Consider the following 24,110-nt stretch of genomic DNA (forward strand, 5'->3'; position numbering starts at 1 on the left):
AGCCCATTTACGAAGACAAGGTCTGAAACACATTCAAGTGAACCGTCTTTGGTGGGACACGACACCCAAGGTGCGACCCAAAGACCTGTCTGCCATGACGCGCCAATTGGCGGCCTTGCTGCGTGCAGGTATTCCTTTGCTTCAGTCACTGAACATGCTGAGTCGCAGCATGACCTCACCTGGACTGGTTCAAACATTGCGCGATGTGCAAGAAGATGTTGAAGCAGGCCTGAGCTTGCATGCCGCCTTGGCCAAGCACAGCCAACATTTCAGCGGCTTGTACGTGCACATGGTGCAAGCGGGTGAATCAGCAGGCATTCTTGACGTCATGATGGAGCGCCTGTCGCTGACGCTTGAAAAAAACGAGGCACTTCGCTCCAAAATTCGCTCAGCGCTGATGTACCCCAGTGCGGTATTGTCGGTTGCCATTGGCATCTTGGTCATGATTTTGGCTTTTGTGGTGCCTGTTTTCCAAGACGTTTTCAAATCATTTGGCTCCGAATTACCTTGGGCCACCCAAATTGTGGTCGGTTTGAGCGATGCCCTTGTACACTCCGGCCCCCTGTTTTTGATCACTTTGACGGTGGCTTTCTGGTTTGCACAGCGGCCAAGTGATAGCCGCGATCGCTTGCGTCAATGGACCGCGAGGTGGTTGTTGCGCTGGCCTGTTGTCGGCCCGCTCATCACCACATCGGTGGTGGCACGTTGGGGCCAAACTCTCTCAGCCTTGCTGTCCGCAGGCGTCCCCTTGACGGAGGCTTTAGGACCCACCGCACAAGCTTGTGATCATCCGGTTTTTGCCCGATGGACACTGCAATTTCAGCGCCGCGTGGCGCAGGGCGGCAGTTTGAGTGAAGCCATGGGGCAAAATGGTCGTTTTCCCGCCATGATTGTTCAACTTTGCGCAATCGGTGAAGAGACTGGCGCTCTTGAGAGCTTGCTGGCCAGGGCCGCCGCCCTCATGGAAACCGAAATGGATGACCAGGTCAATGGTTTATCCAGCCTTCTGGAGCCGCTGATCATTGTGGTGTTGGGCGGGTTCATCGGTGCCATTTTGGTGGCCATGTATTTGCCTATTTTTCGACTGGGTCAGGCTTTTTAAAATGAACAATGCGGTCTTGACCTTGTGCTTGCCAGCTTTGCTGGGTCTGGTGGTGGGCAGTTTTTTGAATGTACTGATACACCGACTGCCCCGCATGATGCAGGCCCAGTGGGATGCCGAAGCCAGGCTCATGTCCAATCCAGCGGCCCCCTCCAATTTACCCACCTACAACCTGGCTTGGCCTGGCTCACATTGCCCTCAATGCCAGCACGATCTGCGGTGGTTCGACAACATCCCGGCACTGAGTTACCTCTTGCTCAAGGGCCGCTGCCGATACTGCAGCGCCCGCATTGGATGGCGGTATCTGGGGGTGGAGTGTTTGACAGGCATTTTGTTTGCATGGGCCTTCATGTACCACGGATTTGGGGTTGAAGCTTTGGCTTGGTGCGGATTTTCAGCGGCACTGGTCGCTTTGGCAGCGATTGACGCAGACACCACCTTGTTGCCCGATGCCATCACACAACCCTTGCTTTGGTCGGGATTGCTGATGAGCAGTTTGAGTTGGACAGGCATTTCCCTGAGCATGTCTTTGTGGGGGGCCTGTGCAGGCTACCTTTTACTGTGGCTTGTCTTGCACTTGTTCAAATGGATCACAGGCAAAGAAGGCATGGGACAAGGTGATCTCAAGCTGCTCGCCGCTTTAGGGGCTTGGCTGGGTTGGCCCGCTTTACTTTCCTTGGTATTGATTTCCTCGATCACAGGTGCATTGGTCGGCATTTGGTTAAAGTCTCGGGAAAAATTGTCTCCTGAGGGGTATCTGCCATTTGGTCCCTTTCTGGTGTTTGCGGGCTTGTGGGTCATGATGTTTGGCTCCTTGCCCCCTTTTCAGATCTGAACACGTATGACAACTCAACGCGTATGGCGGATTGGCCTCACCGGCGGCATTGGCAGCGGCAAAAGCACTGTGGCCAGCCTTTGGGCAGGTTTGGGGGCAGCCGTCATAGACGCTGATGCCATCTCCCGCAGCTTAACGGCCCCTCATGGACGAGCCATGGTGGCCATTGAACGCACATTTGGACCTGCCATGGTCAGTCCAGAAGGTGCCATGGACCGACAAGCCATGCGTGAACTTGTCTTCAAAGACCCGAATGCCAAAAGACAGCTCGAACTCATCATCCACCCTTTGGTCAGTCAAATCACCGCCGAACAAACTCAAGCAGCGCTGACCCAAGGCCAGCGCTGCTTGATTTTTGATGTTCCCCTGTTGGTTGAATCGGGGGAACGGTGGCGTCGTCAAATGGACCGTGTTGTGGTGATCGATTGCGATGAGGACACCCAATGTGACAGGGTCATGCTCCGCAATGGCCTGAACACCCAAGAGGTAAAACGGATCATCCAACATCAGGCTTCGCGGGCGCAACGGTTGGCTTGTGCCGACGTGGTTATTTTCAATCAGGGCTTGAGTTTGTCTCAATTAGAAATTCAAGTCACTCAAGTGGCCGCTGACTTCGGGCTATGATTACGGAATTGGAAAATGCTGCGTGATACTGTACGAATATCCCTTCAACGAGCGCATTCGCACCTATTTGCGACTGCATCAGCTCTTTAACCGCCTGAGTCAGCTGACTCAGCGGGTGGAATCCATCGACCATCATTTCGCACTGACCACCTTGTTTGAAATCATGGAGGTTGGCTCGCGTTCCGAGCTCAAATCCGACGTTTTGAAGGATTTAGAGCGACAAAAGCAACTCTATGGCAGCTACAGGGGCAATCCGGCCATCTCTGAAAAAGCGCTCGATCAGTTGATCTCCCAACTTGACGAGCTTTTCGACACCCTGAACCAAGTCAATGGAAAAATTGGCCAAAGCCTCACAGAAAGCGATTTCTTGATGGCTTTGCGCAGCCGCGTCGTCATCCCTGGGGGAACCTGCGAATTTGACTTGCCTGCCTACCATGCTTGGCAACACCACGATGCCAACAGCCGAACGTCCGACCTGAATTCGTGGGCTGCCCCATTTGCACCGTTGTCTAACGCGATTCAAATGTTGCTTCAAATGTTGCGCGAATCGGGTACCAATCAAAAAGTGATGGCGCCATCGGGTCAATTGCAGCAAAACCTGCCCCAAGGTCGCACTTACCAACTTTTGCGTCTGAAAATCGACTCTTCTCTGGGCATCACGCCAGAGATCAGTTGCAATCGCTTGCTGGTGGTCATCCGAATGATGCGTCAGCAAAGCGATGGCAAACTCGTGGCCACGACCGAGGATGTTCCATTTGAAATGTCCTTGTGCGCATGAGCAACGCTGAACCCACAGATTCATTCAAACCCCGCAAAGTGCGATGCCCCGCCTGTGCAGGGCAGAGCTTGTACAGCCCCCAAAACCCCTACCGTCCGTTTTGCAGCGCCCGTTGCAAAGGCGTGGACTTGGGGGCCTGGGCCAGCGAAGAGTTCAAGCTGCCCGACGAAACCCCGCCCGACGAGACTTTTGGCGATCCGCGTTTGCAGTGAGAAGCCCGGAACCCCTGGGGTTTCAAGCTTGTGTGGCGTTCGTGAACTGGCGCTCTTCGGCCAGCCAAGCCAGCACGGGAATGGTGCCCGGCAGCACCGGCGTCACAGCCACGGGCAGCAACTGCCAAGCGTGTGATTGAGCCTCGCGCATTTGCAACTCACCCTGCCAGTCCCACACCTTGCAAAAGTGCAGCCGCACCAGCGCGTGTGGGTAATCGACCATCTGGGTTTTCCAGACTTGGGCGGCACCGATGGTGATGCCCAGCTCTTCCTGCAACTCGCGGCGCAGCGCTTGCTCAACCGACTCACCCGCTTCGAGCTTGCCGCCGGGGAATTCCCAATAGCCTGCGTACACCTTGCCTTCGGGGCGCGAGGTCAGCAAAAAATGGCCATCGGCCTGCAGCAGCACACCCACGGCCACATCGACCACGGCGCGCTCGGCCTGGCCTGTGCTCAGGTCTTCGCGTGCGCGCTCGCCGTCGGCGACCAACAGATCCTGACTCATGTGTGGCTCATGCGGGATCGGCTTGGCGGCCCATCATGTCCCGCGCAAACTGGTAGGCCACCCGGCCGCTGCGCGAGCCGCGCTCCAAAGCCCAAAGCAAAGCGTCTGGGCGAGCAGCATCGATTTGCGCGGGTGTCGCCCCTAAGGCGCTGAGCCACTGCCCGGCAATGGTCAGGTACTCGTCTTGCGAGAAGGGGTAGAAACTGATCCACAAGCCAAAGCGCTCAGACAGGGAAATTTTCTCTTCCACGCCTTCACCGGGATGAACTTCGCCATCGTCGGTGTGCTTGTAGGTGAGGTTCTCGCTCATGTACTCGGGCAGCAGGTGGCGGCGGTTGCTGGTGGCGTACACCAGCACATTGGGGGTGGAGGCCGCCACGGTGCCGTCCAAAATCGACTTGAGCGCCTTGTAGCCCGGCTCGCCGTCTTCAAAGCTCAGATCGTCGCAATAGACCACAAACTTTTCGGGGCGACCCGCCACCACTTCGATGATGTCGGGCAGGTCGGTCAGGTCTTCCTTGTCCACTTCAATCAATCGCAGGCCTTGCGGCGCATAGGTGTTCAGGCAGGCCTTGATGAGCGAGGACTTGCCGGTGCCGCGTGCGCCTGTGAGCAGCACGTTGTTGGCCGGACGGCCGTGCACAAACTGCTCGGTGTTGCGCTGCAGCTTTTCCTTTTGGTCGTCGATTTCCTTGAGGTCGGCCAGCGTCATGGCCGCTACATGGCGCACAGGTTCGAGCACGCCGTGGCCGGACGAGCGTTTGCGGTAGCGCCAGGCAATGGCCTGCGTCCAGTCGGGTGCCGACAGGGGTTGAGGCAAGACCGACTCGATGCGGTCCACCAGCTGGCTGACTTTGGCCAGCAGTTGGTCCAAGGAAGAAGATGCGGGGAGGTTCATGAACGGTAATCGGCGTTGATGGTGACGTAATCGTGGCTCAGGTCGCAGGTCCACACGGTGTCGCTGGCGGTGCCCCGGCCCAGGCCCACACGCACGGTGATCTCGCTGCCTTTCATAACACGCTGACCGTCTTCTTCGCGGTACTCGGCCCGGCGGCCGCCTTGCGAGACCACATGCACATCGTCCAGGTGCAACTCGATCAGGCCTTGGTCCAGGTCATCGATCCCGGCGTAACCCACGGCCGCCAGAATGCGACCCAGGTTGGGGTCGCTGGCAAAGAAAGCGGTTTTGACCAAGGGCGAATGCGCAATGGCATAAGCCACTTGACGGCACTCTTCGCCCGTGCGGCCGCCTTCGACCTGCACCGTGATGAACTTGGTCGCGCCCTCGCCATCGCGCACGATGGCGTGCGCCAGTTGGCGGGCCACTTGCATCAAGCCTTGCACCAAGGTCTGGCCGTCTGCACTGTCCAACGAAGTGATCTGAGCATTACCCGCCTTGTGCGTGGCGATCAGGATGAAGGAGTCGTTGGTCGAGGTGTCACCATCGATGGTGATGCGGTTGAACGAACCATCGGCCAGTTGTTTGGCCAAAGCGGGCAGCAGGCCTGGATCGATGCACGCGTCGGTCGCCACAAAGCCGAGCATGGTGGCCATGTTGGGGCGGATCATGCCCGCGCCCTTGCTGATGCCAGTGATGCTCACGGTCTTTTCGCCCACTTGCACCTGCACACTGGCCGCTTTGGGCACGGTGTCGGTGGTCATGATGCCTTCGGCCGCTGTGGCCCAGTGCGCGGCTTGCGCGTCGGCCAGGGCAGCAGGCAGGCCCGCCACGATGCGGTCCACCGGCAGCGGCTCCATGATCACGCCGGTTGAAAACGGCAGCACCTGCGCGGGCGTACAGTGCAGCAATGCGGCCAAGGCCTCGCACGTCTGACGCGCATGGGCCAAGCCCGGTGCGCCCGTTCCCGCGTTGGCGTTGCCCGTGTTGATGACCAAAGCCCGCACAGAACTGCCCGCAGCCAGGTGCTCACGGCAGACCTGCACAGGGGCGGCGCAAAAGCGGTTGCTTGTGAACACACCCGCCACGCTCGCACCATCGTCCAGCAAGAACACGGTGAGGTCATTGCGGTTGGCTTTGCGCACACCCGCTTGGGCGATGCCGATGCGCACGCCCGCGATGGGGCTCAGCTGTGCGGGGTCCAGTGGGGGCAAATTCACGGGCATGAAGATCTTTCAAACAAATGGGATACACACAACATCAACGTCAAAACGGACCGAAGTCCGTTTTTGTTTCATTTGATCAAGCCAGTTTGCCGTGGCACTGCTTGTATTTTTTACCACTGCCACAAGGGCAAGGGTCGTTGCGTCCCACTTGGCCCCAATCGTTGGCCAAGCTGGACAAGTTGGTCGCAGGCTGTGTTTGTGCTTGACCATTTTCATCAGGTGCGCTGTAGGTCACATTGCTGATGTGCTCAGCACGCTCTTCAATGGCCTGAGCGGCTTGTTGGATTTGATCTCCTGAATCGATTCGCACCGTCATGAGCGTTCTGGTGACTTCGTTCTTGACAGCGTCGAGCAACTGGCCAAACAACTCGAACGCTTCGCGTTTGTATTCTTGCTTGGGTTGCTTTTGCGCATAACCTCTCAGGTGAATGCCTTGCCTTAAATAATCCAGTGCACTCAAATGTTCGCGCCAATGGGTATCAATGCTTTGCAACAAGATCATCCGCTCAAATGAGACGAATTGGTCTGGGCCCACTTGTTCGAGTTTTTCCGCAAACTGGGCATTGGCCGCATCAACGACCATTTCCAAAATGTCCTCATCGGTGATCGCATTGGCAGCCTGGACCTTGTCTTTCAGGCCCAACTCGATCCCCCATTCTTCTGCCAGCACCTTTTCCAAGCCGAGCAAATCCCACTGTTCTTCCACCGATTCAACAGGCACGTATTGCCTGACCATGTCGGTAAAACAGCCTTCACGCAAACCTGCAATCTGGCCATTCAGATCGGTGGCATCCAAAATATCATTGCGTTGTTGGTAGATGACCTTGCGTTGGTCATTCGATACATCATCGTATTCCAACAGTTGTTTGCGAATGTCAAAGTTACGCCCTTCAACTTTGCGTTGTGCGCTTTCGATGCTGCGCGTCACAATGCCAGCCTCAATGGCTTCGCCCTCAGGCATCTTCAAGCGGTCCATGATCGCGCGGACGCGATCACCCGCAAAGATGCGCATCAAGGGATCGTCCAAGCTCAGGTAAAAGCGCGAAGAGCCTGGGTCACCCTGACGACCTGAACGACCTCGCAACTGGTTGTCAATGCGCCGTGACTCATGTCTTTCTGTGGCAATGATCCGCAAACCACCCAATGCCTTGACCTGCTCGTGCGTGACTTTCCACTGCTCACGCAAACTGTTGACACGCACCTGGCGTTCATCGGCTGAAAGACTTTCATCGGACTCCACCGCTTGAACATCTTTTTCGATATTGCCACCCAAGACAATGTCGGTTCCACGACCCGCCATGTTGGTGGCAATCGTGATCATGGCGGGCCGCCCTGCTTGAGCCACGATGTCTGCTTCTCGGGCATGCTGCTTGGCATTCAAAACTTGATGCGGCAACTTCTCTTGTGTCAGAAGGTTCGAGATCAACTCTGAATTTTCAATCGACGTCGTGCCCACCAAAACAGGCTGCCCACGCTCATGACACTCGCGGATATCTGCAATGGCTGCGGTATAGCGCTCTTGAGATGTTTTATAAACACGGTCCAGTTGATCTTCACGCTGGCTCTTGCGGTGCGGCGGAATCACCACCGTTTCAAGACCATAAATTTCCTGGAACTCATAGGCCTCGGTGTCAGCTGTGCCCGTCATGCCACCAATTTTGTTGTAAAGACGGAAATAGTTCTGGAAAGTGATTGAGGCCAAAGTTTGGTTTTCAGCCTGAATCTGCACCCCTTCTTTGGCCTCCACGGCCTGATGCAAACCATCACTCCAGCGTCGACCCGTCATCAATCGACCGGTGAATTCGTCCACGATGATGATTTCACCATCCTGAACCACGTAATGCTGGTCCTTGTGATAGAGATTCACTGCACGCAATGCTGCGTTCAAGTGGTGCATCAAGCTGATGTTGGCCGGATCGTAAAGGCTAGCACCTTGGGGGATGAGCCCCAACTGAGACAACACGGCTTCTGCCTTTTCGTGTCCCTGTTCTGTCAAAAACACCTGGTGAGATTTTTCATCGACGGTGAAGTCACCCGGAACCTCAATCCCCTCACCCGTGCGGGGATCCGCCTCACCTATTTGACGCGTCAACAAGGGCACCACTTGGTTCATGGCCAAGTAAGTAGCAGTGTGGTCTTCTGCTTGACCACTGATGATCAAAGGTGTGCGTGCCTCATCGATCAAAATCGAATCCACCTCATCAATGATGGCGTAATTCAGAGGACGTTGAACACGGTCATAAGCCTCATAGACCATGTTGTCACGCAGATAGTCGAAACCGTACTCGTTGTTGGTGCCATAAGTGATGTCGGCGCTGTATGCAGCTTGCTTGTCCTCTCGAGGCAGTTGGGCCAAGTTGATGCCCACTGTCAATCCCAAAAAGTTGTACAGCTTGCCCATCCATTGCGCGTCCCTTGAAGCCAGGTAGTCATTGACGGTGACCACGTGGACTCCTTTGCCTGCAATGGCATTCAAGTAGGCGGGCAAGGTGGAAGTCAGTGTTTTGCCTTCCCCTGTGCGCATTTCTGCAATTTTTCCGTTATGCAGAGCAATACCACCCGCAAGTTGCACATCAAAGTGGCGCATTTTCATGATGCGCTTAGAGCCCTCACGGACCACAGCGAAGGCTTCGGGCAACAAGGCATCCAATGTCTCGCCTGCGGCACAGCGGTCGCGAAACTGCTGCGTCTTGCTCTTCAACTCGTCGTCACTCAATCCCTCCAAACCTGCCTCAAGTGCATTGATACGTTCAACGGTTTTTCGATATTGCTTGAGCAGGCGGTCATTGCGACTGCCGAAAATTTTGGTAAGGAATGGGATGGCCATGTTGATTTGATCCACCTTCAGCTTCTGGCTGAAAAACAGACCGTCTATCCTGTCAGGTTAAAAGATTCAAAAACGTGTCTAAGGCGACAATGTGCCCCATGACCTTGGCGACTCCATTGAGGGATCGCCCAACTTGCTGATTTTAGCCTCTCGCTTGAGCCCGCCAAAGACCTTTGCCCTGCTTGCACGCATCCTTGATAATGCTGTGTTCCTATTTATTACATGCAACGTCGTCATCACGCCATCCCCCTACAGCAAGCCGCACAAGAGTCACCATCACTGGCGTCATTGATGAACCGTGTCCATGCGTCCAGCGAGCGTTTGAATGCGGTACGGTCGTTGATCCCTGCTGCATTACGCCCCAATGTCGTGGCAGGCCCCATTGAGGACAACTGCTGGTGCTTGATTGTTCACTCTAATGCAGTGGCGGCCAAACTTCGTCAGCTGGTGCCCAGTTTATTGGCACACCTGAATACACACGGCTTGCACGTCGCAACAATTCGCATCAAAGTTCAAAATCGATAACTTTGCACACTTTGACGAAGATTTAATTCCCAGCGATCAGCCAAAAAAAAACCTTGATCTTAGGGATCAAGGTTTTTTTAAACTGTGGTGCCGCTTGTCGGATTCGAACTGACGACCTACCGCTTACAAGGCGGGTGCTCTACCAACTGAGCTAAAGCGGCACGGGCTGAATTCTAACGTGCTATTTGACCAAGTTAGACTTTAAAGAGAATTTTTATTTGATTCGCTTTAAAGCAGGACGACCCGACGCTGTGGGTGGGGGCTGTGGCGGCTCATCGGTTTGCTCAATACTTTTTGCAGCAGCAAGCGCATTGACGGGAATTGGCTTTGAATCCTCATCGCTGACAGGAAAAGCCATTCCTTGACCGTTTTCTCGTGCATAGATGGCCATGACCCGATGTATAGGGACCATGATGTCGCGAGGCTTACCGCCAAATCGGGCTTTGAACTCAATGAATTCATTGCCCAATTTCAACGAGCTTGTGGCATCCATGCTCACATTCAGGACAATTTCCCCACCTTGCACGTATTCACGAGGCACTTGGACCGAATTGTCAACTTTGACAGCGACATAAGGCGTGAAGCCGTTTTCAGAACACCATTCATACAGTGCACGTATCAAATACGGTCGGGTCGAAGGCAACTCGGTTGCACTGATCATTGTGAACTCCAAAGCAATTTACTTGCGCATGACCTTTTCCGAAGGCGTCAGTGCCTCAATGTAGGCAGGTCGCGAAAAAATGCGCTCTGCATACTTGAGCAAAGGTGCTGCATTTTTGCTCAACTCAATACCATAGTAATCAAGTCGCCACAACAGTGGCGCAATGGCGACATCCAGCATCGAGAAATTATCCCCCAGCATGAACTTGTTTTTCAAGAAAACAGGGGCCAGTTGAGTCAATCGATCACGGATGTGTGCGCGTGCTTTTTCAAGTGTTTTATCGCTGCCCTTCAAGGCGCGATTTTCCAACGTCAGCACATGTGCGAACAGTTCTTTTTCGAAATTGAGCAAGAACAAACGGACACGGGCACGGTCTACTGGATCACCAGGCATCAACTGTGGATGAGGAAAGCGCTCATCAATGTACTCGTTGATGATGTTCGACTCATACAAAATCAAATCACGTTCCACCAAGATCGGCACTTGGCCGTAGGGGTTCATCACATTGATGTCTTCCGGCTTGTTGTAGAGGTCCACATCACGGATTTCGAAGTCCATGCCTTTTTCGAACAGCACAAACCGGCAACGGTGGGAAAAAGGACAAGTGGTTCCAGAATAAAGCACCATCATGGCTAAGGCTCCTCAAAAAATCAAAAAGAGTGGAAGGCCCCAAGGCCTGCCACTCCACAAGACCCGGCTCATTGGCCGGGTAGAAAATCAATTACTTGATGTCTTTCCAGAACGCTGCATTCAAACGCCAAGCGATAAAGGTAAAGAACGACAAGAAAATCAGGACCCAGACGCCAATGCGCACGCGGGTATTTTGTGCAGGCTCCGCCATCCACTGCATGAAACCCACCAGATCACCAACCGCTTGGTCATATTGCAAAGGCGTCATCGCACCAGGCTTGACTTGCTTCCAGCCTGAGAAGATCTGGACTTTGTGACCGTGCTCTTCTTTTTCTTCAAAGATCGGCTCGCGCTCGCCCTGCAATTCCCAGAGAGGGTTAGGCATGCCCACGTTGGGATAGGCCAAGTTGTTCCAGCCCGTAGGTTTGGTTTCGTCGCGATAGTAAGTGCGCATGTAGGTGTAGAGGTAATCTGCACCTGTGCCGCCGTGTCCTGAACGAGAACGAGCCACCAAAGTCAAATCAGGTGGATTCTTACCAAACCATTCTTTAGCTTGGGCTGGATCAATCGCAGCTTTCATGGTGTCACCCACTTTGTCAGTGGCAAACAGCAAGTTATCCTTGATCTGTTGTTCTGACAAGCCAATGTCTTTCAGGCGGTTGTAACGCATGAAGGCAGCAGAGTGGCAGTTCAGGCAGTAATTGACAAACAGCTTGGCACCATGTTGCAAAGCAGCCAAATCGTTGGTTTTCTTGGGTGCCTTGTCCCAGCTGATGCCGCCACCAGCGGCATGTGCACCAGCCATCAAACCGAGGGCCATCACAAAGCCCAGTGCGAGTTTCTTGAGGTTTTTCATGTTCTTGAATCTCCGTGATCTCAGTGAGGCGTGAAAGTCACGCGGTCAGGAACGGGCTTGGGTGTACCCAGCTTGCTCCACCAAGGCATCAACAGGAAGAAGCCAAAATAAAACAGTGAACCCACTTGGGACACACGCTCGCCAATCGGCGAAGGAGGTTGGACACCCAAATAACCCAGGATCAGGAAGTTGATCACAAACACAGCGTACAAATACTTGTGCCAGTCTGGACGGTAACGGATCGACTTGACGGGGCTGTTGTCGAGCCATGGCAAGAAGAACAAGATGACCACCGCACCACCCATGACCACCACACCCCAGAACTTGGCATCAATGGCCAACATCAGGGCAGAAATCACCACAGCAGCACCAATCACAGCACCCTTGAGCAAGGAAGGCATCTTGCCTTTAGCCACAGCCAATACAGCACCGATCACCACGCAAGCGATCAAGGCATACATCATCTCACTGGTGATGGCACGCAGCATCGAATAAAAAGGCGTGAAGTACCAGACTGGCGCAATGTGCAAAGGTGTGGTCAGCGGGTCTGCTGGAATAAAGTTGTTGTATTCAAGGAAGTAGCCACCAAACTCGGGAGCAAAGAACACAATCGCCGTAAACGCCATCAAGAAGACGCTCACACCCATGATGTCGTGCACCGAGTAGTAAGGATGGAAAGGAATACCGTCCAAAGGATGGCCATTGGCATCCTTAGGTGCATTGGGCCCTTTGATTTCAACACCATCGGGGTTGTTGGAGCCAACTTCGTGCAGCGCGATGATGTGCGCCACCACCAGACCCAGCAAGACCAAAGGCACAGCAATCACGTGGAAGCTGAAGAATCGGTTCAAAGTGGCATCGCCAACCACAAAGTCACCACGGATCAGCAAAGCCAAGTCAGGACCAATCAATGGAATGGCCGAGAACAAGTTCACGATCACCTGAGCACCCCAATAAGACATCTGGCCCCATGGCAGCAGGTAACCCATGAAAGCTTCGGCCATCAGGCACAAGAAAATGGCGCAACCGAAAATCCAGACCAGCTCACGCGGCTTGCGGTAACTGCCGTACATCAAGCCACGGAACATGTGCAAGTACACCACCACAAAAAAGGCTGATGCGCCTGTGGAGTGCATGTAACGGATCAGCCAGCCCCATGGCACATCGCGCATGATGTACTCGACCGAAGCAAACGCCACTGCCGCATCAGGCTTGTAGTGCATGACCAGGAAAATACCCGTCACGATCTGGATCACCAGCACCAGCAAAGCCAGTGAGCCGAAGAAATACCAGAAATTGAAGTTTTTGGGCGCGTAGTACTCAGACAGATGCTCTTTGTACAGCTTGGACGCCGGGAAGCGGTTGTCCACCCAGTTGAGCAGTTTTTCGCCAGCGGGGGCGTTGGGAGAGATTTCTTTGAATTCAGCCATGTTGTTCTCCATCAGGCCTTCTTGTCTTCACCAATGATCAACTTGGTGTCTGACAGGTACATGTGCGGAGGCACTTCGAGGTTGTCGGGCGCAGGTTTGTTCTTGAACACGCGACCAGCCAAATCGAAGGTCGATCCGTGGCAGGCGCACAAGAAGCCACCGGCCCAATCGTCGGGCAGCGATGGTTGAGCGCCTGTGGCGAACTTGTCACCCGGTGAGCAGCCCAAGTGCGTGCAAATGCCCACAGCCACCATGATTTCTGGCTTGATGGAGCGGTGGCTATTTTTGGCGTATTCGGGCGTGGGGTAAGCAGTGCGATCTGATGCAGGATCGGCCAGCTGACCTTCGATCTTCTTGAGGGATTCGAGCTGCTCGGGCGAGCGTTTCATGATCCAAACAGGTTTGCCACGCCATTCGACTGTCAGCTTCTCGCCTGGGTTCAAGGCGGAAATGTCCACCTCGACCGCCGCGCCAGCCGCTTTGGCTCGCTCTGAGGGTTGGAAGCTGCTGACGAAGGGGGTGGCCACAAAGCCAGCGCCTACGGCACCTGCGCAAGTGGAGGCGATCAGCCAGGTCCGCTTGCTGTTGTCGACTGGGGTGTCACTCATGGGAATCCTCTAGCGAGTCGTTATCAGGGTCAACCCGCGATTGTAGCGGAGTGAAACAAGCACACGACTTACAAGATCTCCCTGCTTGGCCCTTATGCGTCACAATGGCATCCTGTTTTTTTTCTTTTTGGGAGTTTTAGATGTCTTTTATTCAGGAATTCAAATCTTTTGCATTGAAGGGAAGTGTCATGGATCTCGCTGTGGGCGTGATCATTGGCGCTGCATTTGGCAAAATTGTGGACTCGTTGGTGGCGGATTTGATCATGCCCTTGGTGAGCGTGGTCTTTGGTGGCCTTGATTTCGCCAACTACTACTGGCCTTTGTCAGGTCAGGCTGCAGGTCTGTCTTTGGTGGATGCCAAAAAACTGGGGGCTGTCTTTGCTTACGGCAATTTCATCACGGTGGCCTTGAACTTTTTTATCCTGGCCCTTGTCATTTTTTTCATGATTCAGCAAATCAACCGACTCAAATCCAAACAAGTCCCTGACAGCACGCCCAAAGAAGTGGCAGCAACACCGGAAGATGTGTTGCTGCTGCGAGAAATTCGAGACAGCCTCAAAAGCAAAGGCTAAGTTAAATCACCTGTCAGCCTGCGCCCACCATTTGCCTTGCGAGGCGCAGGGCTTGAATCAGACTGGACGCGTCGGCCAGTCCCTTTCCGGCCAAATCCATGGCTGTGCCATGGTCCGGACTGGTTCTGATCAGTGGCAATCCCAAAGTCACGTTCACGCCCTGCTCAACACCCAAATATTTGACGGGAATCAAGCCTTGGTCGTGGTACATCGCAATGACCACATCAAATTCCCGGTGCCCGTTGGATTGGCGGCGAGCTCGCATAAAAACAGTGTCAGGCGCAAAAGGGCCCTGCACATCCAAACCCTCTTGACGAGCTTGTTTCACGCAGGGCTGGAGCACATCAATTTCTTCACGGCCAAACAAACCCCCTTCGCCAGCGTGCGGATTCACACCCGCAACTGCAATTCGGGGTCTACGCCCCAACAAACGGGTCAACGACGCATCGGTGATGCGCAAGGTTTGCGCCACCTGTTCCTGTGTGATGGCATCCAAGGCTTGACGCAAAGACACATGAATGCTCACCAACACAGTCCGTAAATCCTCATTGGCCAGCATCATGCGTACAGGCAACTGCGACACAGGCACGCCAAGGTAATGCGCCACCTCGTCTTGCAACAACTCGGTATGCCCTGGATATTGGTCGTAGGGTGCACCCGCCGCATGGAGGGCTTCTTTGTGCAAGGGTGCAGTGACCAGGGCAGCAACATCGCCCCTTAAAGCGGCACGGGTCGCCCAAAGAACCGCATCTCCAGCCACCTTGCCTGCGCGAGAATCAATTTGTCCCCATGTCAAAACAGGGGCCACGGACCCCACTTGCAAGACAGGCAAGCATCGCGGTGGCATTTGCAACGCCTCAAGAGGGGACTCAATTTCGCACACCGGAAAATTCAGAGGATGTTGCAACAACGCCATGGCGCGTCGCATCACCCCAACATCACCCGCCACAAAACACCCCCGGGTCAAATCAGGGGCTTGAGACCAAGCGCGGGCCACAATTTCTGGGCCAATGCCACAAGGGTCGCCCAAAGTCAGGACGATGGGACGGGTTAACGCAACCCCAGACAATTCAGAAATAGAGGTCATTTGCAAGGCCTCATGCAGGGTTGTCGATCTCAATGAATCGATGTTGCAAGCCCAACGCTTGCGCTACATGCGCAGCGACAGCGGGGGCACCATAACGTTCAGTCGCATGATGACCACATGCCATGAATGCCACCCCTGTTTCTTTGGCCAAATGGGCTTGAGGTTCGGAAATCTCACCAGTGATGAACACATCCACACCCAAAGCAATGGCGGCCTCAAAGTAGGACTGAGCCCCCCCTGTGCACCAAGCCACACGGCGAACAGGCTTGTCATTGCCGCCAACACAGACGACAGGGTGCCCTAATGCATGCGCCACATGGTCGGCCAATGCTTGGGGCTTGGCCCAGGTGTGGGCAGGTGCGCCCACAAAACCCAGGCTCTGCTCACCAAAACGAGCTTCCATCTGAAAACCCAGCACCTTGGCGAGTTGTGCGTTATTGCCCAGTTCTGCATGTGCGTCCAAAGGCAGGTGATAGGCAAACAAATGAATGCCATGTGACAAGAGCAAGCGCAAGCGCTCCCGCATCCATCCGACCACCCGACCGTCCTGCCCACGCCAAAACAGGCCGTGGTGAACAAAGATTGCATCGGCATGGACGTCAATGGCCGCTTCAATCAGGGCCCGACTGGCTGTTACGCCGCTGACCAATAATTTCACATCTCGATCGCCCTCAACCTGCAATCCGTTGGGGCCGTAATCGCGAAATTTTTCGGGCTCAAGCAAGGCATCAAAGGCCAAAGTCAAGTCTTGAACGTGGGTCATATGAATGTTGCTTTCATGATCAACAAGTATTGTGGCGCAATGCGCTCTCAGTCCGAACAGAAAAAAAGACCCAAGGCTTGATGCACGACTTGAATCAAGGACAATGGAAAACATGAAACGCTATTGGCTTTTATTTTCACAATGGGTCACGGTTTTGTTGGCCATATGGTTTGTGGTTGCCACACTTCAACCCGATTGGCTGAACCGAGCAAACCGATCTAGCGGGGGCGTGACCTTGCTACAGGCACCCCTTGCCCATCCCAACAACCGATCCGCAGGAAGTCTGAGTACGCCCGCCCGCTTGGCATCACCCGCAGTGGTGAGCATCAACACCAGCAAAAACCAATCACCCGCCACCCAAGGTCAGGACCCTTGGTTCAAATTTTTTCATGGCGAGCAAGACGAGCAAAATCCGGCCGGTCTGGGCAGTGGCGTCATCGTCAGTGCAGAAGGTCATATTTTGACCAACAACCACGTCATTGAAGACGCCGATGACATCGAAGTGGTTTTGAGCGATGGACGCAAGACCTTGGCCAAGGTCATTGGATCAGACCCCGAGACGGACCTGGCTTTGCTCAAAATCAATCTTGATAAATTGCCCGTCATCGTGCTGGGTCAAATTCAAGACATGCAAGTGGGTGATCTGGTATTGGCCATTGGCAACCCCTTCGGAGTGGGTCAGACCGTGACCTCGGGCATTGTCAGCGCCTTGGGTCGCAATCAGTTGGGCATCAACACCTTTGAAAATTTCATCCAAACCGATGCCGCCATCAACCCGGGCAACTCAGGCGGCGCATTGGTTGACGTGAATGGCCACTTGATGGGCATCAACACCGCCATTTATTCGCGCTCAGGCGGCAACATGGGCATTGGATTCGCCATTCCGATCTCTACAGCCAAACAAGTCATGCAGGACCTGCTGAAGAAAGGCAAAGTCGTTCGGGGCTGGATTGGCGTAGAGCCTCAAGACATGTCCGCCGAGTTGGCACAAACCTTCCAATTACCCGCCTCGGGCCAAGGCATGCCTTATGGCGTGGTCATCACAGGGGTGCTCAAAAACGGTCCGGCAGCTTCAGCTGGCATTCGCCCCGGCGACGTGATTGTCAAAGTCGCAGGTCAACCTGTGCGCAATGTGTCCGAGTTGTTAACCCAAGTGGCTGGACTCAAGCCCGGTGTACCCGCTGAAGTGAACATTTGGCGTCGTCAAGGTGAGGTGAACCTTCGCCTGACACCTGCTGAACGGCCCGCGGTCAGCAAACCACGCAAGTGACAAACCGGTTGTGCAGATACCCCGTTGAACAAGCCCCAAAAGAGCTCAATGAGCCTCTTTTGGGATGACCATTAAGCGCGTTTAAGAGGCACCATCGGTGTCTTGCGGAGCCTGCGTGTGCTTGATGAACACTTGCGCGGCCCAAATACCGATTTCGTAAAGCAAGCACATGGGAATGGCCAGCGCCAGCTGTGACACCACATCAGGGGGAGTGACCACGGCGGCAATCACAAAGGCCAACACCACAAAATAGCCCCGGAAATCCTTGAGTTTTTGAATGCTCACTACACCCATGCGAGCCAAGACCACCACAGCCACGGGTACCTCAAAAGCCAATCCAAAAGCCAGGAACATGGACAACACAAAGCTCAAATAAGCTTCAATATCTGGCGCTGCCGTAATGCTTTTGGGCGCAAAGCTTTGAATGAAACTGAACACTTGGCCAAACACAAAGAAGTAACAAAACGCCACCCCAATGAAAAACAGCACCGTGCTGGACACCACCAAGGGCATGACCAGCTTTTTCTCATGGCTGTAAAGGCCAGGGGCGATGAATGCCCAAACTTGGTACAAAACCACGGGCAAAGCAATCAGGAAAGCGCTCATGAGCAAAATCTTGAGCGGCACCATGAAAGGCGAAATGACCGAGGTAGCGATCAAAGTCGCGCCTTTAGGCAGATGCACCACCAAGGGTGCCGCCAAAATGTCATACAAATTGCCCGGCCCCGGAAAAATGGCCAAAACGGCCGCAGCCACGGCCACTGCCGCCACGGCCCACATCAGGCGGTCGCGCAACTCGATCAGGTGCGCCACAAAAGGTTGCTCGGAACCTTTGAGTTCGTCGTCGGGCTGGGAAGGGGTATCGGACATGGCGGGGTCGGTTGGACGGTACGCACCCAAAGGTGCGTCAGCGTCACATGGAATTGAGGGGCTTGGGCCGGTAACGGGCTACGCGAGCGGCACCGGAAAGCGCTTTGGTGCGCACCCCGTTACGGGCTTTGTACCACTGGGGCATCGCGCCGCGCTTGAGTCGCCAGTTTTTATCGGGGCGAACGTAGTACGGTGGTGGTGGCTCAATGGTGGGCAGATCACTGGTCAGCCCAGCTGTGGTTTCAGCCCAGTCTTTTTCAAAATCAGAGGCCGTGGTTTGAACGGTTTGCTCGACATCACGAGCCGCCGTCTCCATGGTCTCTTTCATCTTTTTGAGTTCTTCCAGGTCCATGGACCGGTTGACCTCGGCCTTGACATCGGCAACGTAGCGCTGCGCTTTACCCAATAAAGCCCCAAGTGTTCGGGCCACCTTGGGCAATTTTTCAGGGCCAATGACGATCAACGCCACCACCCCGATGAGCGCCATTTTCGAAAAGCTTAAATCCAGCACAATGCGGCGTTCAGTCGTTCAAAAATCAGGACTTGGTCTTGGCTTCAACGTCAATGGTCGTCTTGTCAGCTGGCGTTGAAGCGGTCACCTGACCCGCCACTGGGGCTGCGCCTTCTTCGGGCTTGGTGCCGCCGTCTTTCATACCATCTTTGAAACCTTTGACCGCACCACCCAAATCAGAGCCCATGTTTTTGAGCTTTTTGGTGCCAAACACCATGACGACAATCAACAGCACGATCAGCCAGTGCCAAATGGAAAAAGTACCCATGAAACTCTCCTGTTAATGCTGGGATTCTAAGGGGATCGACCAACGGTTTTGGATCGGCCCTGTGGATGGAAGGATTTGAGGGCTAAAAGCGCCGTTTCAACCCCGCAACCAAGGGCGCGGACCAGCCATGACATGCATGTGCAGGTGGTGCACTTCTTGTCCACCCTCGCTGCCGTTGTTAACGACAATGCGAAAACCGCCGTCCGGATAAGGGTTGCAACCCTCTTGGGCTGCCAGCTTAGGGGCCAGGGTCATCATGTGGCCCATCAAAGCGGCGTGCTCTGGGGCCAGATGCATCATCGACGGGATGTGCAGCTTGGGAATGATCAAGAAATGAATGGGTGCCCAGGGTGCGATGTCGTGAAAGGCGAACACATGCTCGTCCTCATGCACCTTACGCGACGGGATTTTGCCCGCGATGATTTTGCAAAAAATACAGTTGGCGTCAGTCATGGCTTGAAGGGGTCAAAGTCAAAAATATCAATCGGTCACGGGCCGCTGCGCATTCAAGCGCACCATGCCCAGCACGATGCGGTACAAAAACCAAATGGAAATGGTCACCCAGGCCAGCCAGCCAGGGAAAAACATCAAGAGCCACAAAGGTGCAGTGACCAAGTACAGCAAAGCCGCCCAGATCACGGTGCGGATGCGGTAGCTGAAGTGCGTGGACTCCCAGCCGCCGGCATCGCCTTTTTTGACCAAATCAATGATCAGCGCCACCACCAGCAAGGCCGGGCCCATCTGCGCCCCCGGGATGACCGCACTGACCGCCACAATCAGGTGCAGGATGTAGCTGACCCAGCTGATGGTGTGGGTGCTGTCGTCGACGGGTGGTGTGTTCATGGGCGCAGCTTACTCCCCCAAGCGCTCGCGCTCTTGCACTTTGCGCAGGGCTTTTTCTTCCAGGCCGCTCAGGCCCTCGCGGCGGGCCAGCTCGTTGACCACATCGGCGGGCGTCAAGCCATAGTGGGCCAGCGCGATCATGCTGTGGAACCACAAATCGGCCACCTCATAAACCAGCTTGGTTTTGTCCCCGCCATGGTCCACGTCTTTGGCGGCCATCACGGTTTCGGTGGCCTCTTCGCCAATTTTCTTCAAAAAGGCGTCCGGCCCCTTGTGCAGCAGGCGGGCCACATAGCTTTTTTCAGGGTCACCGCCATTGGCGGGTTTGCGGCTTTCGACCACGGCCGCGAGGCGGTCAAGGATGTCTTGGTTGCTCATAGGCTTGGGGCGTTCACTTGTAAATGGTTTCGGGGTCTTTCAAGACCGGATCGGCCGCCTGCCACTCATCGGCTTGCAGGCTCTGGAAAAAGCAGCTGTGGCGACCCGTATGGCAGGCAATCCCCGGCTCGTGCCCCAGCTGCGTGACTTTGAGCAGCACCACATCGTTGTCGCAATCGATGCGGATGTCGTGCACCGTCTGCACATGGCCGGACTCCTCGCCCTTGAACCACAGCTTGTTGCGGGAGCGGCTGAAATACACCGCCCTTTTCAGCTCGGCCGTCTTTTGCAAAGCCTCGCGGTTCATCCAGGCGAACATCAGCACATCGCCGGAGCCTTGTTCTTGGGCAATGACCGGCACCAGGCCTTTGTCATCCCATTTTATTTTGTCGAGCCAATTCATAGGGGGGTGATCTTAAGTGATTGACTGTGACGTTTTCAGAAACCTGCATACCCTCAATGCGGCACACCATCGTCCGAATCGTCGGCCAACAAAGACTCATAATCCTGCCCGCCATAAAAGATGCCCAAGATGGATACCCACTCGGCATCTACCGCAAAAGCAATCACTGCGCGTTTTTTGTAGTGTGTGATGCGCAAACCAGGCCGCACATCGTCGCGTTTCATGCCGCGCTGCGGAAAAATGCTCAGGCTTTCGCAGTAGCTCACAATGGCTTCGGTGTAGCGCAACGCAATACCCGGCGAGGCCTCGGACGCGATGTACTGGTAAAGGTCAGCAATTTGTTCCAAAGCCTCGGGCGAGAAGACAACCCGGTGTGTCATTGCAACTTGGTGTGCTCTTGTGCAAGGCGCTCACGCACCTGATCCACTGTGACAGCTCTCGTTGGATCAGCCTTGAGTGCATCGTAAGCCGCACCGACTTGATGCGTCAGCCAAGACTCAATGGCGCGGTCTCGGCTCAGAAGTGCGCGAAGACCTTCGCGAATAACTTCGCTTTCTGTCGCGTACTCGCCTGCACGCACTTTGCTCTTGATGGCATCGGCCATCTCGTTGGGCAATGTGATGCTCAGTTGTTGAGTGGTTCGCATGACGGACCTTTGAATGAGTAGGATTGAATCTTATCAAAACAGCCATCACCTTGAGCGATGGGTTTGCCCTCACTGCGCGGAAACAGCCAGAACCACCTTCGGGTTTGTGCGAGCTATTGCAAGGAGCGTGCGCGCTGCACCGCTTGGCTGCTTTCTTCCTTGCTCCCATCCTTGAAGCGTACGCACGGAGACGCCCAACAAGTTGGCGAACTGGGATTGCGACAGGCCAGTGGCTTGTCTTGCTTCTGTGGCCGACGAGACCACCATCTTGCCTTTGCCAGCCTTCATGTCTTTGATGGATTGAAGGATCTCCGCACCAATGTCTCGCTTCGCTTCAAACGCAGCGATCTCGGTTGGATTCAGCCAAAACCTATGCTGCAGCGGAGCATCGCTCTGTGCCACAGCAAATCGAATACTGGGCACGCATCGGCAAAGCCGTGATCGACAACCCGGACATGCCTTTGCGGCTGATCCAAGACACCATGCTATCGCGTGAAGAAGTCAATGCCGGTCTGGCTGCGCCTTATGAGTTTGGCTGATGCTGAAAGTCAGCGCATCGCCATCGCTTAACCGGGTGGCAAAAAACTGGACGCCCGCGACAAAAAAGTGCGAGTTGAAGCCGTCAAGTCCTCCTACCAAACCCTCAAATAGGCGAAAAAAAGGGCGACTTCGCGGGTGTTTTTGTCTACAAGTTCAAACTGAACGGTCAGGAAACTCTGCTGTCCTATGAACTTCAACCGCACAAAAACACAAACCGCCCTAAAATACATGCACAACTCACTGGACAGGTTTCAGCCATGCATGTCATCAGTTACACAGACGCTCGCAACTCGCTCAAAGCCGTGATTGACCAAGTCATTGACGACCAAGCCCCCACGCTCATTCACCGGCGCGAGGGTGGTAACGCCGTGATTTTGTCGGAAGAGGCTTTTTCCAGCATTCAAGAAACGCTGTACCTGCTCTCCAGCCCTGCCAACGCACGGGCGCTGCTGAACTCTGTGGCCCAACTCAAAGCTGGAAAAGCCAAAAAACGCAAACTTCTAGACATTTGAAGTCAGGGCATGAGAGAAGTTCGTTTCACCCCCGATGGCTGGGATGCTTACGTCTGGTGGCAAGGCCAAGACCGCAATACCCTCAAACGCATCAACACCTTAATCGATGCCGTTTGCCGTGAACCCTTTACAGGAATTGGCAAGCCAGAACCCCTTGTCGGCAACTTGGCTGGCTTGTGGTCGCGCCGTATAGATGAGATGCACCGTTTGGTTTATGAAGTCGATGAGGTGTCCATCACCGTTGTGGCTTGTCGATTTCATTACGATGATTGATGTGGGCATGTGCGCCTGGCGGCCACGGCATCCAGCCGTTGGCGCTCCGGTTAAACGACCCCTTAGGCTGCATTCGCCCGTTCATACCTGACCTCGTCACTACCGTCAGGACCGACGCACTCCCATCCGTTCTTGTCGTAGAACGCTCTGGCCTTGGTGGTTGTGCCCGTCGAGAGCCAGAGCCTGTCGATGGGTTGCTTGCGGAACCACTCGATCATTGCGGCATGCAACCGGGTTCCATGGCCTCGGCCTTGTGCATCTGGCCTGACGAACAGCGCCCAGACATTGCCGGTCTTGGCGATGCCTACGGCGAATGCCTCAATCCTTCCAGCTTCTTCGATGACCCACCCGCAGCCTGTGTCTTCAATCGACTCTCTGACCTCTTCATCTGAGATGCGGCCGGGCGTCAGGGTGTTCTCGGTCACTGAGTAGCGCACCTCCCAAATGCCGGAGATGTCGGCAACGGTGGCTTGGCGCAAATGAGGTCGAGACACGGCGATGCTCATGGTTGATTTGGCTGTTGTTTAAAGTTTACGGCACCCGATAGAGAAGCCATTCGCTGCATCAGAAGCTTAGACCGCATTCTCTGTTCGCCACTGCCGATTGAGCAGTGCGTACTGAAGGAGGTCGTGATGCTGTCCCGCCCAGTAACCTGCTTCCCGCTGCCGCCCCTCTTGCTGAAACCCTAGCGCCTCGAGTAAGGCCAGAGATGCTGAGTTGTCAGGGTGAATCTGCGCCTCGATTCGATTCAACTGCACCTCTTGGAAACCCCAGGTGATGATTGCTTTTAGCGCTTCTTTGACATAGCCGCGGCCCTGATGCGCCGCAGCGATTTCGTAACCGACGATGCAAGATTTCCAGTTTCGATTCCAGCGAAACAAGCCGCATGTGCCGATCAGTCCGGGTTGGTCTCTCAACTCCAAAGCCCAGCGTGCACCGGAAACCGGCTCTTTCCGCCAACTGGCAAACGTAGCGACCAACTTCGTGGCACCGTCAAGATCGGGAATAGGATCTGACCCGAACCATCTCATGTGCTCGGCGTTGCCATGTATTTGCAAAATATTCTCCGCATCCGATTCCACAATCTCACGCAGCGTGAGTCGGGATGTCCCCTGATGGCCACCCAAATTCCCCCACTTATGGCCACATCAAACTCCCCCACCTGAATTGATCGGGGACAGGGTCTCAACGCCGACACCGTCGGCACCTGTGGGCAGGACGCATGTTCTGGCCTTCCTCGAAGGAAGGCCAAGGAGTGAATGTCTTGAAACCCAACCAACGCGCCACGGTGATCACGCTGCTGCAGCGCAACACGCCCCAGCGCGAGATTGCCCGCATCACCGGCATCGACCGCAAAACCATTCGCAGCTACCACACCCGCTGGCTACTTGATCCTTCAAACTCCCCCGGGGTGGCCACCGGCTCTGAGACCTTGACCCCTCAAATTCCCCCACCCT

At 54.8% G+C, this 24,110-nt stretch carries 35 protein-coding genes, 1 tRNA gene and 1 pseudogene; 13 read left to right on the forward strand and 24 right to left on the reverse strand.

Annotated features, from left to right (window positions below; translation table 11 throughout):
* Window positions 1-37 precede the first annotated feature (37 nt).
* From AMM41_RS14120 to AMM41_RS14140, 5 genes are read left to right on the forward strand one after another with little or no spacing between them, the layout of a single operon-like run.
* Entirely contained in the window at window positions 38-1,102 is a 1,065-nt protein-coding gene (locus AMM41_RS14120) for a type II secretion system F family protein (RefSeq protein ID WP_228769285.1), read from the forward strand.
* Window position 1,103: 1 nt separating this feature from the next.
* Window positions 1,104-1,937: a prepilin peptidase gene (locus tag AMM41_RS14125; protein WP_089959941.1), complete on the forward strand. Its 834-nt coding sequence runs from the start codon at window positions 1,104-1,106 to the stop codon at window positions 1,935-1,937.
* A 6-nt stretch (window positions 1,938-1,943) separates the two neighbouring features.
* Complete coding sequence (gene coaE / locus AMM41_RS14130) at window positions 1,944-2,561, forward strand: dephospho-CoA kinase (RefSeq protein WP_089959944.1); 618 nt, start codon at window positions 1,944-1,946, stop codon at window positions 2,559-2,561.
* Window positions 2,562-2,583: 22 nt separating this feature from the next.
* Window positions 2,584-3,339: a cell division protein ZapD gene (gene zapD / locus AMM41_RS14135; RefSeq protein ID WP_089959947.1), complete on the forward strand. Its 756-nt coding sequence runs from the start codon at window positions 2,584-2,586 to the stop codon at window positions 3,337-3,339.
* Complete coding sequence (locus tag AMM41_RS14140; RefSeq protein ID WP_089959951.1) at window positions 3,336-3,551, forward strand: DNA gyrase inhibitor YacG; 216 nt, start codon at window positions 3,336-3,338, stop codon at window positions 3,549-3,551. The genes zapD and AMM41_RS14140 overlap by 4 nt, the downstream gene beginning before the upstream one ends.
* Before the next feature lie 22 nt (window positions 3,552-3,573).
* Here the strand turns inward: AMM41_RS14140 and AMM41_RS14145 are convergent, their stop codons facing one another.
* From AMM41_RS14145 to secA, 4 genes are all read right to left on the reverse strand, one after another.
* Entirely contained in the window at window positions 3,574-4,056 is a 483-nt protein-coding gene (locus tag AMM41_RS14145; protein ID WP_089959953.1) for an NUDIX domain-containing protein, read from the reverse strand.
* A 7-nt stretch (window positions 4,057-4,063) separates the two neighbouring features.
* On the reverse strand, window positions 4,064-4,954 hold the full coding sequence (locus tag AMM41_RS14150; protein ID WP_089959957.1) for an ATP-binding protein: 891 nt from the start codon (window positions 4,952-4,954) through the stop codon (window positions 4,064-4,066).
* The gene (argJ, locus tag AMM41_RS14155) at window positions 4,951-6,180 is read right to left on the reverse strand and encodes a bifunctional glutamate N-acetyltransferase/amino-acid acetyltransferase ArgJ (RefSeq protein WP_089959960.1); all 1,230 of its coding nucleotides are present in this window, start codon (window positions 6,178-6,180) and stop codon (window positions 4,951-4,953) included. The genes AMM41_RS14150 and argJ overlap by 4 nt, the downstream gene beginning before the upstream one ends.
* A gap of 76 nt (window positions 6,181-6,256) precedes the next feature.
* Window positions 6,257-9,007 carry a preprotein translocase subunit SecA gene (gene secA / locus AMM41_RS14160; RefSeq protein ID WP_089960110.1) on the reverse strand — a complete coding sequence of 917 codons (2,751 nt, stop codon included), beginning with the start codon at window positions 9,005-9,007 and terminating at the stop codon, window positions 6,257-6,259.
* Window positions 9,008-9,229: 222 nt separating this feature from the next.
* On the opposite strand from secA, the gene AMM41_RS14165 reads away from it, so the two are divergent.
* A complete protein-coding gene (locus tag AMM41_RS14165) occupies window positions 9,230-9,532 on the forward strand; it encodes a DciA family protein (RefSeq protein WP_089959965.1) in 303 nt (100 codons plus the stop codon).
* Between the two features lie 85 nt (window positions 9,533-9,617).
* Here the strand turns inward: AMM41_RS14165 and AMM41_RS14170 are convergent.
* The 6 genes from AMM41_RS14170 to petA all read right to left on the reverse strand — a co-directional run bounded on the left by AMM41_RS14170 (window position 9,618) and on the right by petA (window position 13,717).
* Window positions 9,618-9,693, reverse strand: a tRNA-Thr gene (locus AMM41_RS14170).
* Between the two features lie 53 nt (window positions 9,694-9,746).
* Window positions 9,747-10,193 (reverse strand): ClpXP protease specificity-enhancing factor, encoded by a 447-nt coding sequence (locus tag AMM41_RS14175; RefSeq protein ID WP_089959970.1) that lies wholly within the window; start codon window positions 10,191-10,193, stop codon window positions 9,747-9,749.
* Window positions 10,194-10,211: 18 nt separating this feature from the next.
* Window positions 10,212-10,823, reverse strand: coding sequence for a glutathione S-transferase N-terminal domain-containing protein (locus tag AMM41_RS14180; RefSeq protein ID WP_089959973.1), 612 nt, complete (start codon window positions 10,821-10,823; stop codon window positions 10,212-10,214).
* A 91-nt stretch (window positions 10,824-10,914) separates the two neighbouring features.
* The gene (locus tag AMM41_RS14185) at window positions 10,915-11,679 is read right to left on the reverse strand and encodes a cytochrome c1 (RefSeq protein WP_089959977.1); all 765 of its coding nucleotides are present in this window, start codon (window positions 11,677-11,679) and stop codon (window positions 10,915-10,917) included.
* Between the two features lie 20 nt (window positions 11,680-11,699).
* Window positions 11,700-13,109 (reverse strand): cytochrome b, encoded by a 1,410-nt coding sequence (locus AMM41_RS14190; protein WP_089960113.1) that lies wholly within the window; start codon window positions 13,107-13,109, stop codon window positions 11,700-11,702.
* Window positions 13,110-13,120: 11 nt separating this feature from the next.
* The gene (gene petA / locus AMM41_RS14195; protein WP_089959980.1) at window positions 13,121-13,717 is read right to left on the reverse strand and encodes a ubiquinol-cytochrome c reductase iron-sulfur subunit; all 597 of its coding nucleotides are present in this window, start codon (window positions 13,715-13,717) and stop codon (window positions 13,121-13,123) included.
* A gap of 140 nt (window positions 13,718-13,857) precedes the next feature.
* Between petA and mscL the strand changes: the two genes are divergently transcribed.
* The gene (mscL, locus tag AMM41_RS14200) at window positions 13,858-14,289 is read left to right on the forward strand and encodes a large conductance mechanosensitive channel protein MscL (RefSeq protein WP_089959984.1); all 432 of its coding nucleotides are present in this window, start codon (window positions 13,858-13,860) and stop codon (window positions 14,287-14,289) included.
* A gap of 13 nt (window positions 14,290-14,302) precedes the next feature.
* Here mscL and pdxA read toward each other — a convergent pair whose 3' ends face one another.
* Both pdxA and AMM41_RS14210 read right to left on the reverse strand, forming a co-directional pair.
* Window positions 14,303-15,376: a 4-hydroxythreonine-4-phosphate dehydrogenase PdxA gene (gene pdxA / locus AMM41_RS14205; RefSeq protein WP_089959989.1), complete on the reverse strand. Its 1,074-nt coding sequence runs from the start codon at window positions 15,374-15,376 to the stop codon at window positions 14,303-14,305.
* A gap of 10 nt (window positions 15,377-15,386) precedes the next feature.
* Complete coding sequence (locus AMM41_RS14210) at window positions 15,387-16,139, reverse strand: Nif3-like dinuclear metal center hexameric protein (RefSeq protein ID WP_089959995.1); 753 nt, start codon at window positions 16,137-16,139, stop codon at window positions 15,387-15,389.
* Window positions 16,140-16,251: 112 nt separating this feature from the next.
* Between AMM41_RS14210 and AMM41_RS14215 the strand changes: the two genes are divergently transcribed.
* A complete protein-coding gene (locus AMM41_RS14215) occupies window positions 16,252-17,409 on the forward strand; it encodes a S1C family serine protease (protein ID WP_089960116.1) in 1,158 nt (385 codons plus the stop codon).
* Between the two features lie 81 nt (window positions 17,410-17,490).
* On the opposite strand, the gene tatC is transcribed toward AMM41_RS14215, so the two are convergent.
* The 10 genes from tatC to AMM41_RS14265 form a co-directional block, all read right to left on the reverse strand.
* Window positions 17,491-18,279 carry a twin-arginine translocase subunit TatC gene (gene tatC, locus AMM41_RS14220; RefSeq protein WP_089960002.1) on the reverse strand — a complete coding sequence of 263 codons (789 nt, stop codon included), beginning with the start codon at window positions 18,277-18,279 and terminating at the stop codon, window positions 17,491-17,493.
* A gap of 43 nt (window positions 18,280-18,322) precedes the next feature.
* On the reverse strand, window positions 18,323-18,790 hold the full coding sequence (gene tatB, locus AMM41_RS14225) for a Sec-independent protein translocase protein TatB (RefSeq protein WP_089960006.1): 468 nt from the start codon (window positions 18,788-18,790) through the stop codon (window positions 18,323-18,325).
* A 25-nt stretch (window positions 18,791-18,815) separates the two neighbouring features.
* On the reverse strand, window positions 18,816-19,058 hold the full coding sequence (gene tatA / locus AMM41_RS14230; RefSeq protein ID WP_089960008.1) for a Sec-independent protein translocase subunit TatA: 243 nt from the start codon (window positions 19,056-19,058) through the stop codon (window positions 18,816-18,818).
* 96 nt (window positions 19,059-19,154) lie between these two features.
* Complete coding sequence (locus AMM41_RS14235) at window positions 19,155-19,511, reverse strand: histidine triad nucleotide-binding protein (RefSeq protein ID WP_089960011.1); 357 nt, start codon at window positions 19,509-19,511, stop codon at window positions 19,155-19,157.
* A 27-nt stretch (window positions 19,512-19,538) separates the two neighbouring features.
* Window positions 19,539-19,901 carry a DUF4870 family protein gene (locus AMM41_RS14240; RefSeq protein ID WP_089960014.1) on the reverse strand — a complete coding sequence of 121 codons (363 nt, stop codon included), beginning with the start codon at window positions 19,899-19,901 and terminating at the stop codon, window positions 19,539-19,541.
* Window positions 19,902-19,910: 9 nt separating this feature from the next.
* Window positions 19,911-20,279 (reverse strand): phosphoribosyl-ATP diphosphatase, encoded by a 369-nt coding sequence (locus AMM41_RS14245; RefSeq protein ID WP_053171710.1) that lies wholly within the window; start codon window positions 20,277-20,279, stop codon window positions 19,911-19,913.
* A gap of 13 nt (window positions 20,280-20,292) precedes the next feature.
* Complete coding sequence (gene hisI / locus AMM41_RS14250) at window positions 20,293-20,682, reverse strand: phosphoribosyl-AMP cyclohydrolase (RefSeq protein WP_053171708.1); 390 nt, start codon at window positions 20,680-20,682, stop codon at window positions 20,293-20,295.
* Between the two features lie 53 nt (window positions 20,683-20,735).
* Entirely contained in the window at window positions 20,736-21,062 is a 327-nt protein-coding gene (locus tag AMM41_RS14255) for a type II toxin-antitoxin system RelE/ParE family toxin (protein ID WP_089960017.1), read from the reverse strand.
* Complete coding sequence (locus tag AMM41_RS14260) at window positions 21,059-21,328, reverse strand: ribbon-helix-helix domain-containing protein (RefSeq protein WP_089960022.1); 270 nt, start codon at window positions 21,326-21,328, stop codon at window positions 21,059-21,061. The genes AMM41_RS14255 and AMM41_RS14260 overlap by 4 nt, the downstream gene beginning before the upstream one ends.
* A 69-nt stretch (window positions 21,329-21,397) precedes the next feature.
* A complete protein-coding gene (locus AMM41_RS14265; protein WP_228769286.1) occupies window positions 21,398-21,730 on the reverse strand; it encodes a helix-turn-helix domain-containing protein in 333 nt (110 codons plus the stop codon).
* On the opposite strand from AMM41_RS14265, the gene AMM41_RS14270 reads away from it, so the two are divergent.
* From AMM41_RS14270 to AMM41_RS14285, 4 genes and pseudogenes are all read left to right on the forward strand, one after another.
* A complete protein-coding gene (locus AMM41_RS14270; protein WP_228769287.1) occupies window positions 21,724-21,867 on the forward strand; it encodes a ParD-like family protein in 144 nt (47 codons plus the stop codon). The two genes, AMM41_RS14265 and AMM41_RS14270, sit on opposite strands and share 7 nt — an antisense overlap.
* A gap of 108 nt (window positions 21,868-21,975) precedes the next feature.
* Window positions 21,976-22,020: pseudogene (locus tag AMM41_RS22470) on the forward strand (hypothetical protein); the annotation flags it as partial.
* A gap of 105 nt (window positions 22,021-22,125) precedes the next feature.
* Window positions 22,126-22,380, forward strand: coding sequence for a type II toxin-antitoxin system Phd/YefM family antitoxin (locus AMM41_RS14280; protein ID WP_089960035.1), 255 nt, complete (start codon window positions 22,126-22,128; stop codon window positions 22,378-22,380).
* A 9-nt stretch (window positions 22,381-22,389) separates the two neighbouring features.
* Window positions 22,390-22,653 (forward strand): Txe/YoeB family addiction module toxin, encoded by a 264-nt coding sequence (locus AMM41_RS14285; protein WP_089960041.1) that lies wholly within the window; start codon window positions 22,390-22,392, stop codon window positions 22,651-22,653.
* A gap of 62 nt (window positions 22,654-22,715) precedes the next feature.
* Here the strand turns inward: AMM41_RS14285 and AMM41_RS14290 are convergent, their stop codons facing one another.
* Both AMM41_RS14290 and AMM41_RS14295 read right to left on the reverse strand, forming a co-directional pair.
* A complete protein-coding gene (locus AMM41_RS14290) occupies window positions 22,716-23,159 on the reverse strand; it encodes a GNAT family N-acetyltransferase (protein ID WP_089960047.1) in 444 nt (147 codons plus the stop codon).
* A gap of 66 nt (window positions 23,160-23,225) precedes the next feature.
* Window positions 23,226-23,780 carry a GNAT family N-acetyltransferase gene (locus AMM41_RS14295; protein ID WP_089960053.1) on the reverse strand — a complete coding sequence of 185 codons (555 nt, stop codon included), beginning with the start codon at window positions 23,778-23,780 and terminating at the stop codon, window positions 23,226-23,228.
* Between the two features lie 128 nt (window positions 23,781-23,908).
* Between AMM41_RS14295 and AMM41_RS14300 the strand changes: the two genes are divergently transcribed.
* Window positions 23,909-24,110, forward strand: a 202-nt coding sequence (locus tag AMM41_RS14300) for a helix-turn-helix domain-containing protein (RefSeq protein WP_368664974.1), incomplete at its 3' end; no start/stop codon positions are given.

This window comes from Limnohabitans sp. 2KL-3, from assembly GCF_001269405.1.
Classification (GTDB): Bacteria; Pseudomonadota; Gammaproteobacteria; order Burkholderiales; family Burkholderiaceae_C; genus Limnohabitans_A.

Coding starts and splice junctions, on each gene's coding strand:
- argJ (WP_089959960.1), bottom strand. CDS start 6,180: ATGCCCGTGAATTTGCCCCCACTGGACCCCGCACAGCTGAGCCCCATC.
- AMM41_RS14125 (WP_089959941.1), top strand. CDS start 1,104: ATGAACAATGCGGTCTTGACCTTGTGCTTGCCAGCTTTGCTGGGTCTG.
- AMM41_RS14285 (WP_089960041.1), top strand. CDS start 22,390: ATGAGAGAAGTTCGTTTCACCCCCGATGGCTGGGATGCTTACGTCTGG.
- AMM41_RS14215 (WP_089960116.1), top strand. CDS start 16,252: ATGAAACGCTATTGGCTTTTATTTTCACAATGGGTCACGGTTTTGTTG.
- AMM41_RS14280 (WP_089960035.1), top strand. CDS start 22,126: ATGCATGTCATCAGTTACACAGACGCTCGCAACTCGCTCAAAGCCGTG.
- AMM41_RS14175 (WP_089959970.1), bottom strand. CDS start 10,193: ATGATCAGTGCAACCGAGTTGCCTTCGACCCGACCGTATTTGATACGT.
- pdxA (WP_089959989.1), bottom strand. CDS start 15,376: ATGACCTCTATTTCTGAATTGTCTGGGGTTGCGTTAACCCGTCCCATC.
- AMM41_RS14185 (WP_089959977.1), bottom strand. CDS start 11,679: ATGAAAAACCTCAAGAAACTCGCACTGGGCTTTGTGATGGCCCTCGGT.
- AMM41_RS14165 (WP_089959965.1), top strand. CDS start 9,230: ATGCAACGTCGTCATCACGCCATCCCCCTACAGCAAGCCGCACAAGAG.
- AMM41_RS14260 (WP_089960022.1), bottom strand. CDS start 21,328: ATGCGAACCACTCAACAACTGAGCATCACATTGCCCAACGAGATGGCC.
- AMM41_RS14290 (WP_089960047.1), bottom strand. CDS start 23,159: ATGAGCATCGCCGTGTCTCGACCTCATTTGCGCCAAGCCACCGTTGCC.
- AMM41_RS14145 (WP_089959953.1), bottom strand. CDS start 4,056: ATGAGTCAGGATCTGTTGGTCGCCGACGGCGAGCGCGCACGCGAAGAC.
- secA (WP_089960110.1), bottom strand. CDS start 9,007: ATGGCCATCCCATTCCTTACCAAAATTTTCGGCAGTCGCAATGACCGC.
- hisI (WP_053171708.1), bottom strand. CDS start 20,682: ATGAATTGGCTCGACAAAATAAAATGGGATGACAAAGGCCTGGTGCCG.
- petA (WP_089959980.1), bottom strand. CDS start 13,717: ATGAGTGACACCCCAGTCGACAACAGCAAGCGGACCTGGCTGATCGCC.
- AMM41_RS14240 (WP_089960014.1), bottom strand. CDS start 19,901: ATGAACACACCACCCGTCGACGACAGCACCCACACCATCAGCTGGGTC.
- AMM41_RS14255 (WP_089960017.1), bottom strand. CDS start 21,062: ATGACACACCGGGTTGTCTTCTCGCCCGAGGCTTTGGAACAAATTGCT.
- AMM41_RS14210 (WP_089959995.1), bottom strand. CDS start 16,139: ATGACCCACGTTCAAGACTTGACTTTGGCCTTTGATGCCTTGCTTGAG.
- mscL (WP_089959984.1), top strand. CDS start 13,858: ATGTCTTTTATTCAGGAATTCAAATCTTTTGCATTGAAGGGAAGTGTC.
- tatC (WP_089960002.1), bottom strand. CDS start 18,279: ATGTCCGATACCCCTTCCCAGCCCGACGACGAACTCAAAGGTTCCGAG.
- tatA (WP_089960008.1), bottom strand. CDS start 19,058: ATGGGTACTTTTTCCATTTGGCACTGGCTGATCGTGCTGTTGATTGTC.
- AMM41_RS14150 (WP_089959957.1), bottom strand. CDS start 4,954: ATGAACCTCCCCGCATCTTCTTCCTTGGACCAACTGCTGGCCAAAGTC.
- coaE (WP_089959944.1), top strand. CDS start 1,944: ATGACAACTCAACGCGTATGGCGGATTGGCCTCACCGGCGGCATTGGC.
- AMM41_RS14235 (WP_089960011.1), bottom strand. CDS start 19,511: ATGACTGACGCCAACTGTATTTTTTGCAAAATCATCGCGGGCAAAATC.
- AMM41_RS14180 (WP_089959973.1), bottom strand. CDS start 10,823: ATGATGGTGCTTTATTCTGGAACCACTTGTCCTTTTTCCCACCGTTGC.
- AMM41_RS14190 (WP_089960113.1), bottom strand. CDS start 13,109: ATGGCTGAATTCAAAGAAATCTCTCCCAACGCCCCCGCTGGCGAAAAA.
- AMM41_RS14140 (WP_089959951.1), top strand. CDS start 3,336: ATGAGCAACGCTGAACCCACAGATTCATTCAAACCCCGCAAAGTGCGA.
- AMM41_RS14245 (WP_053171710.1), bottom strand. CDS start 20,279: ATGAGCAACCAAGACATCCTTGACCGCCTCGCGGCCGTGGTCGAAAGC.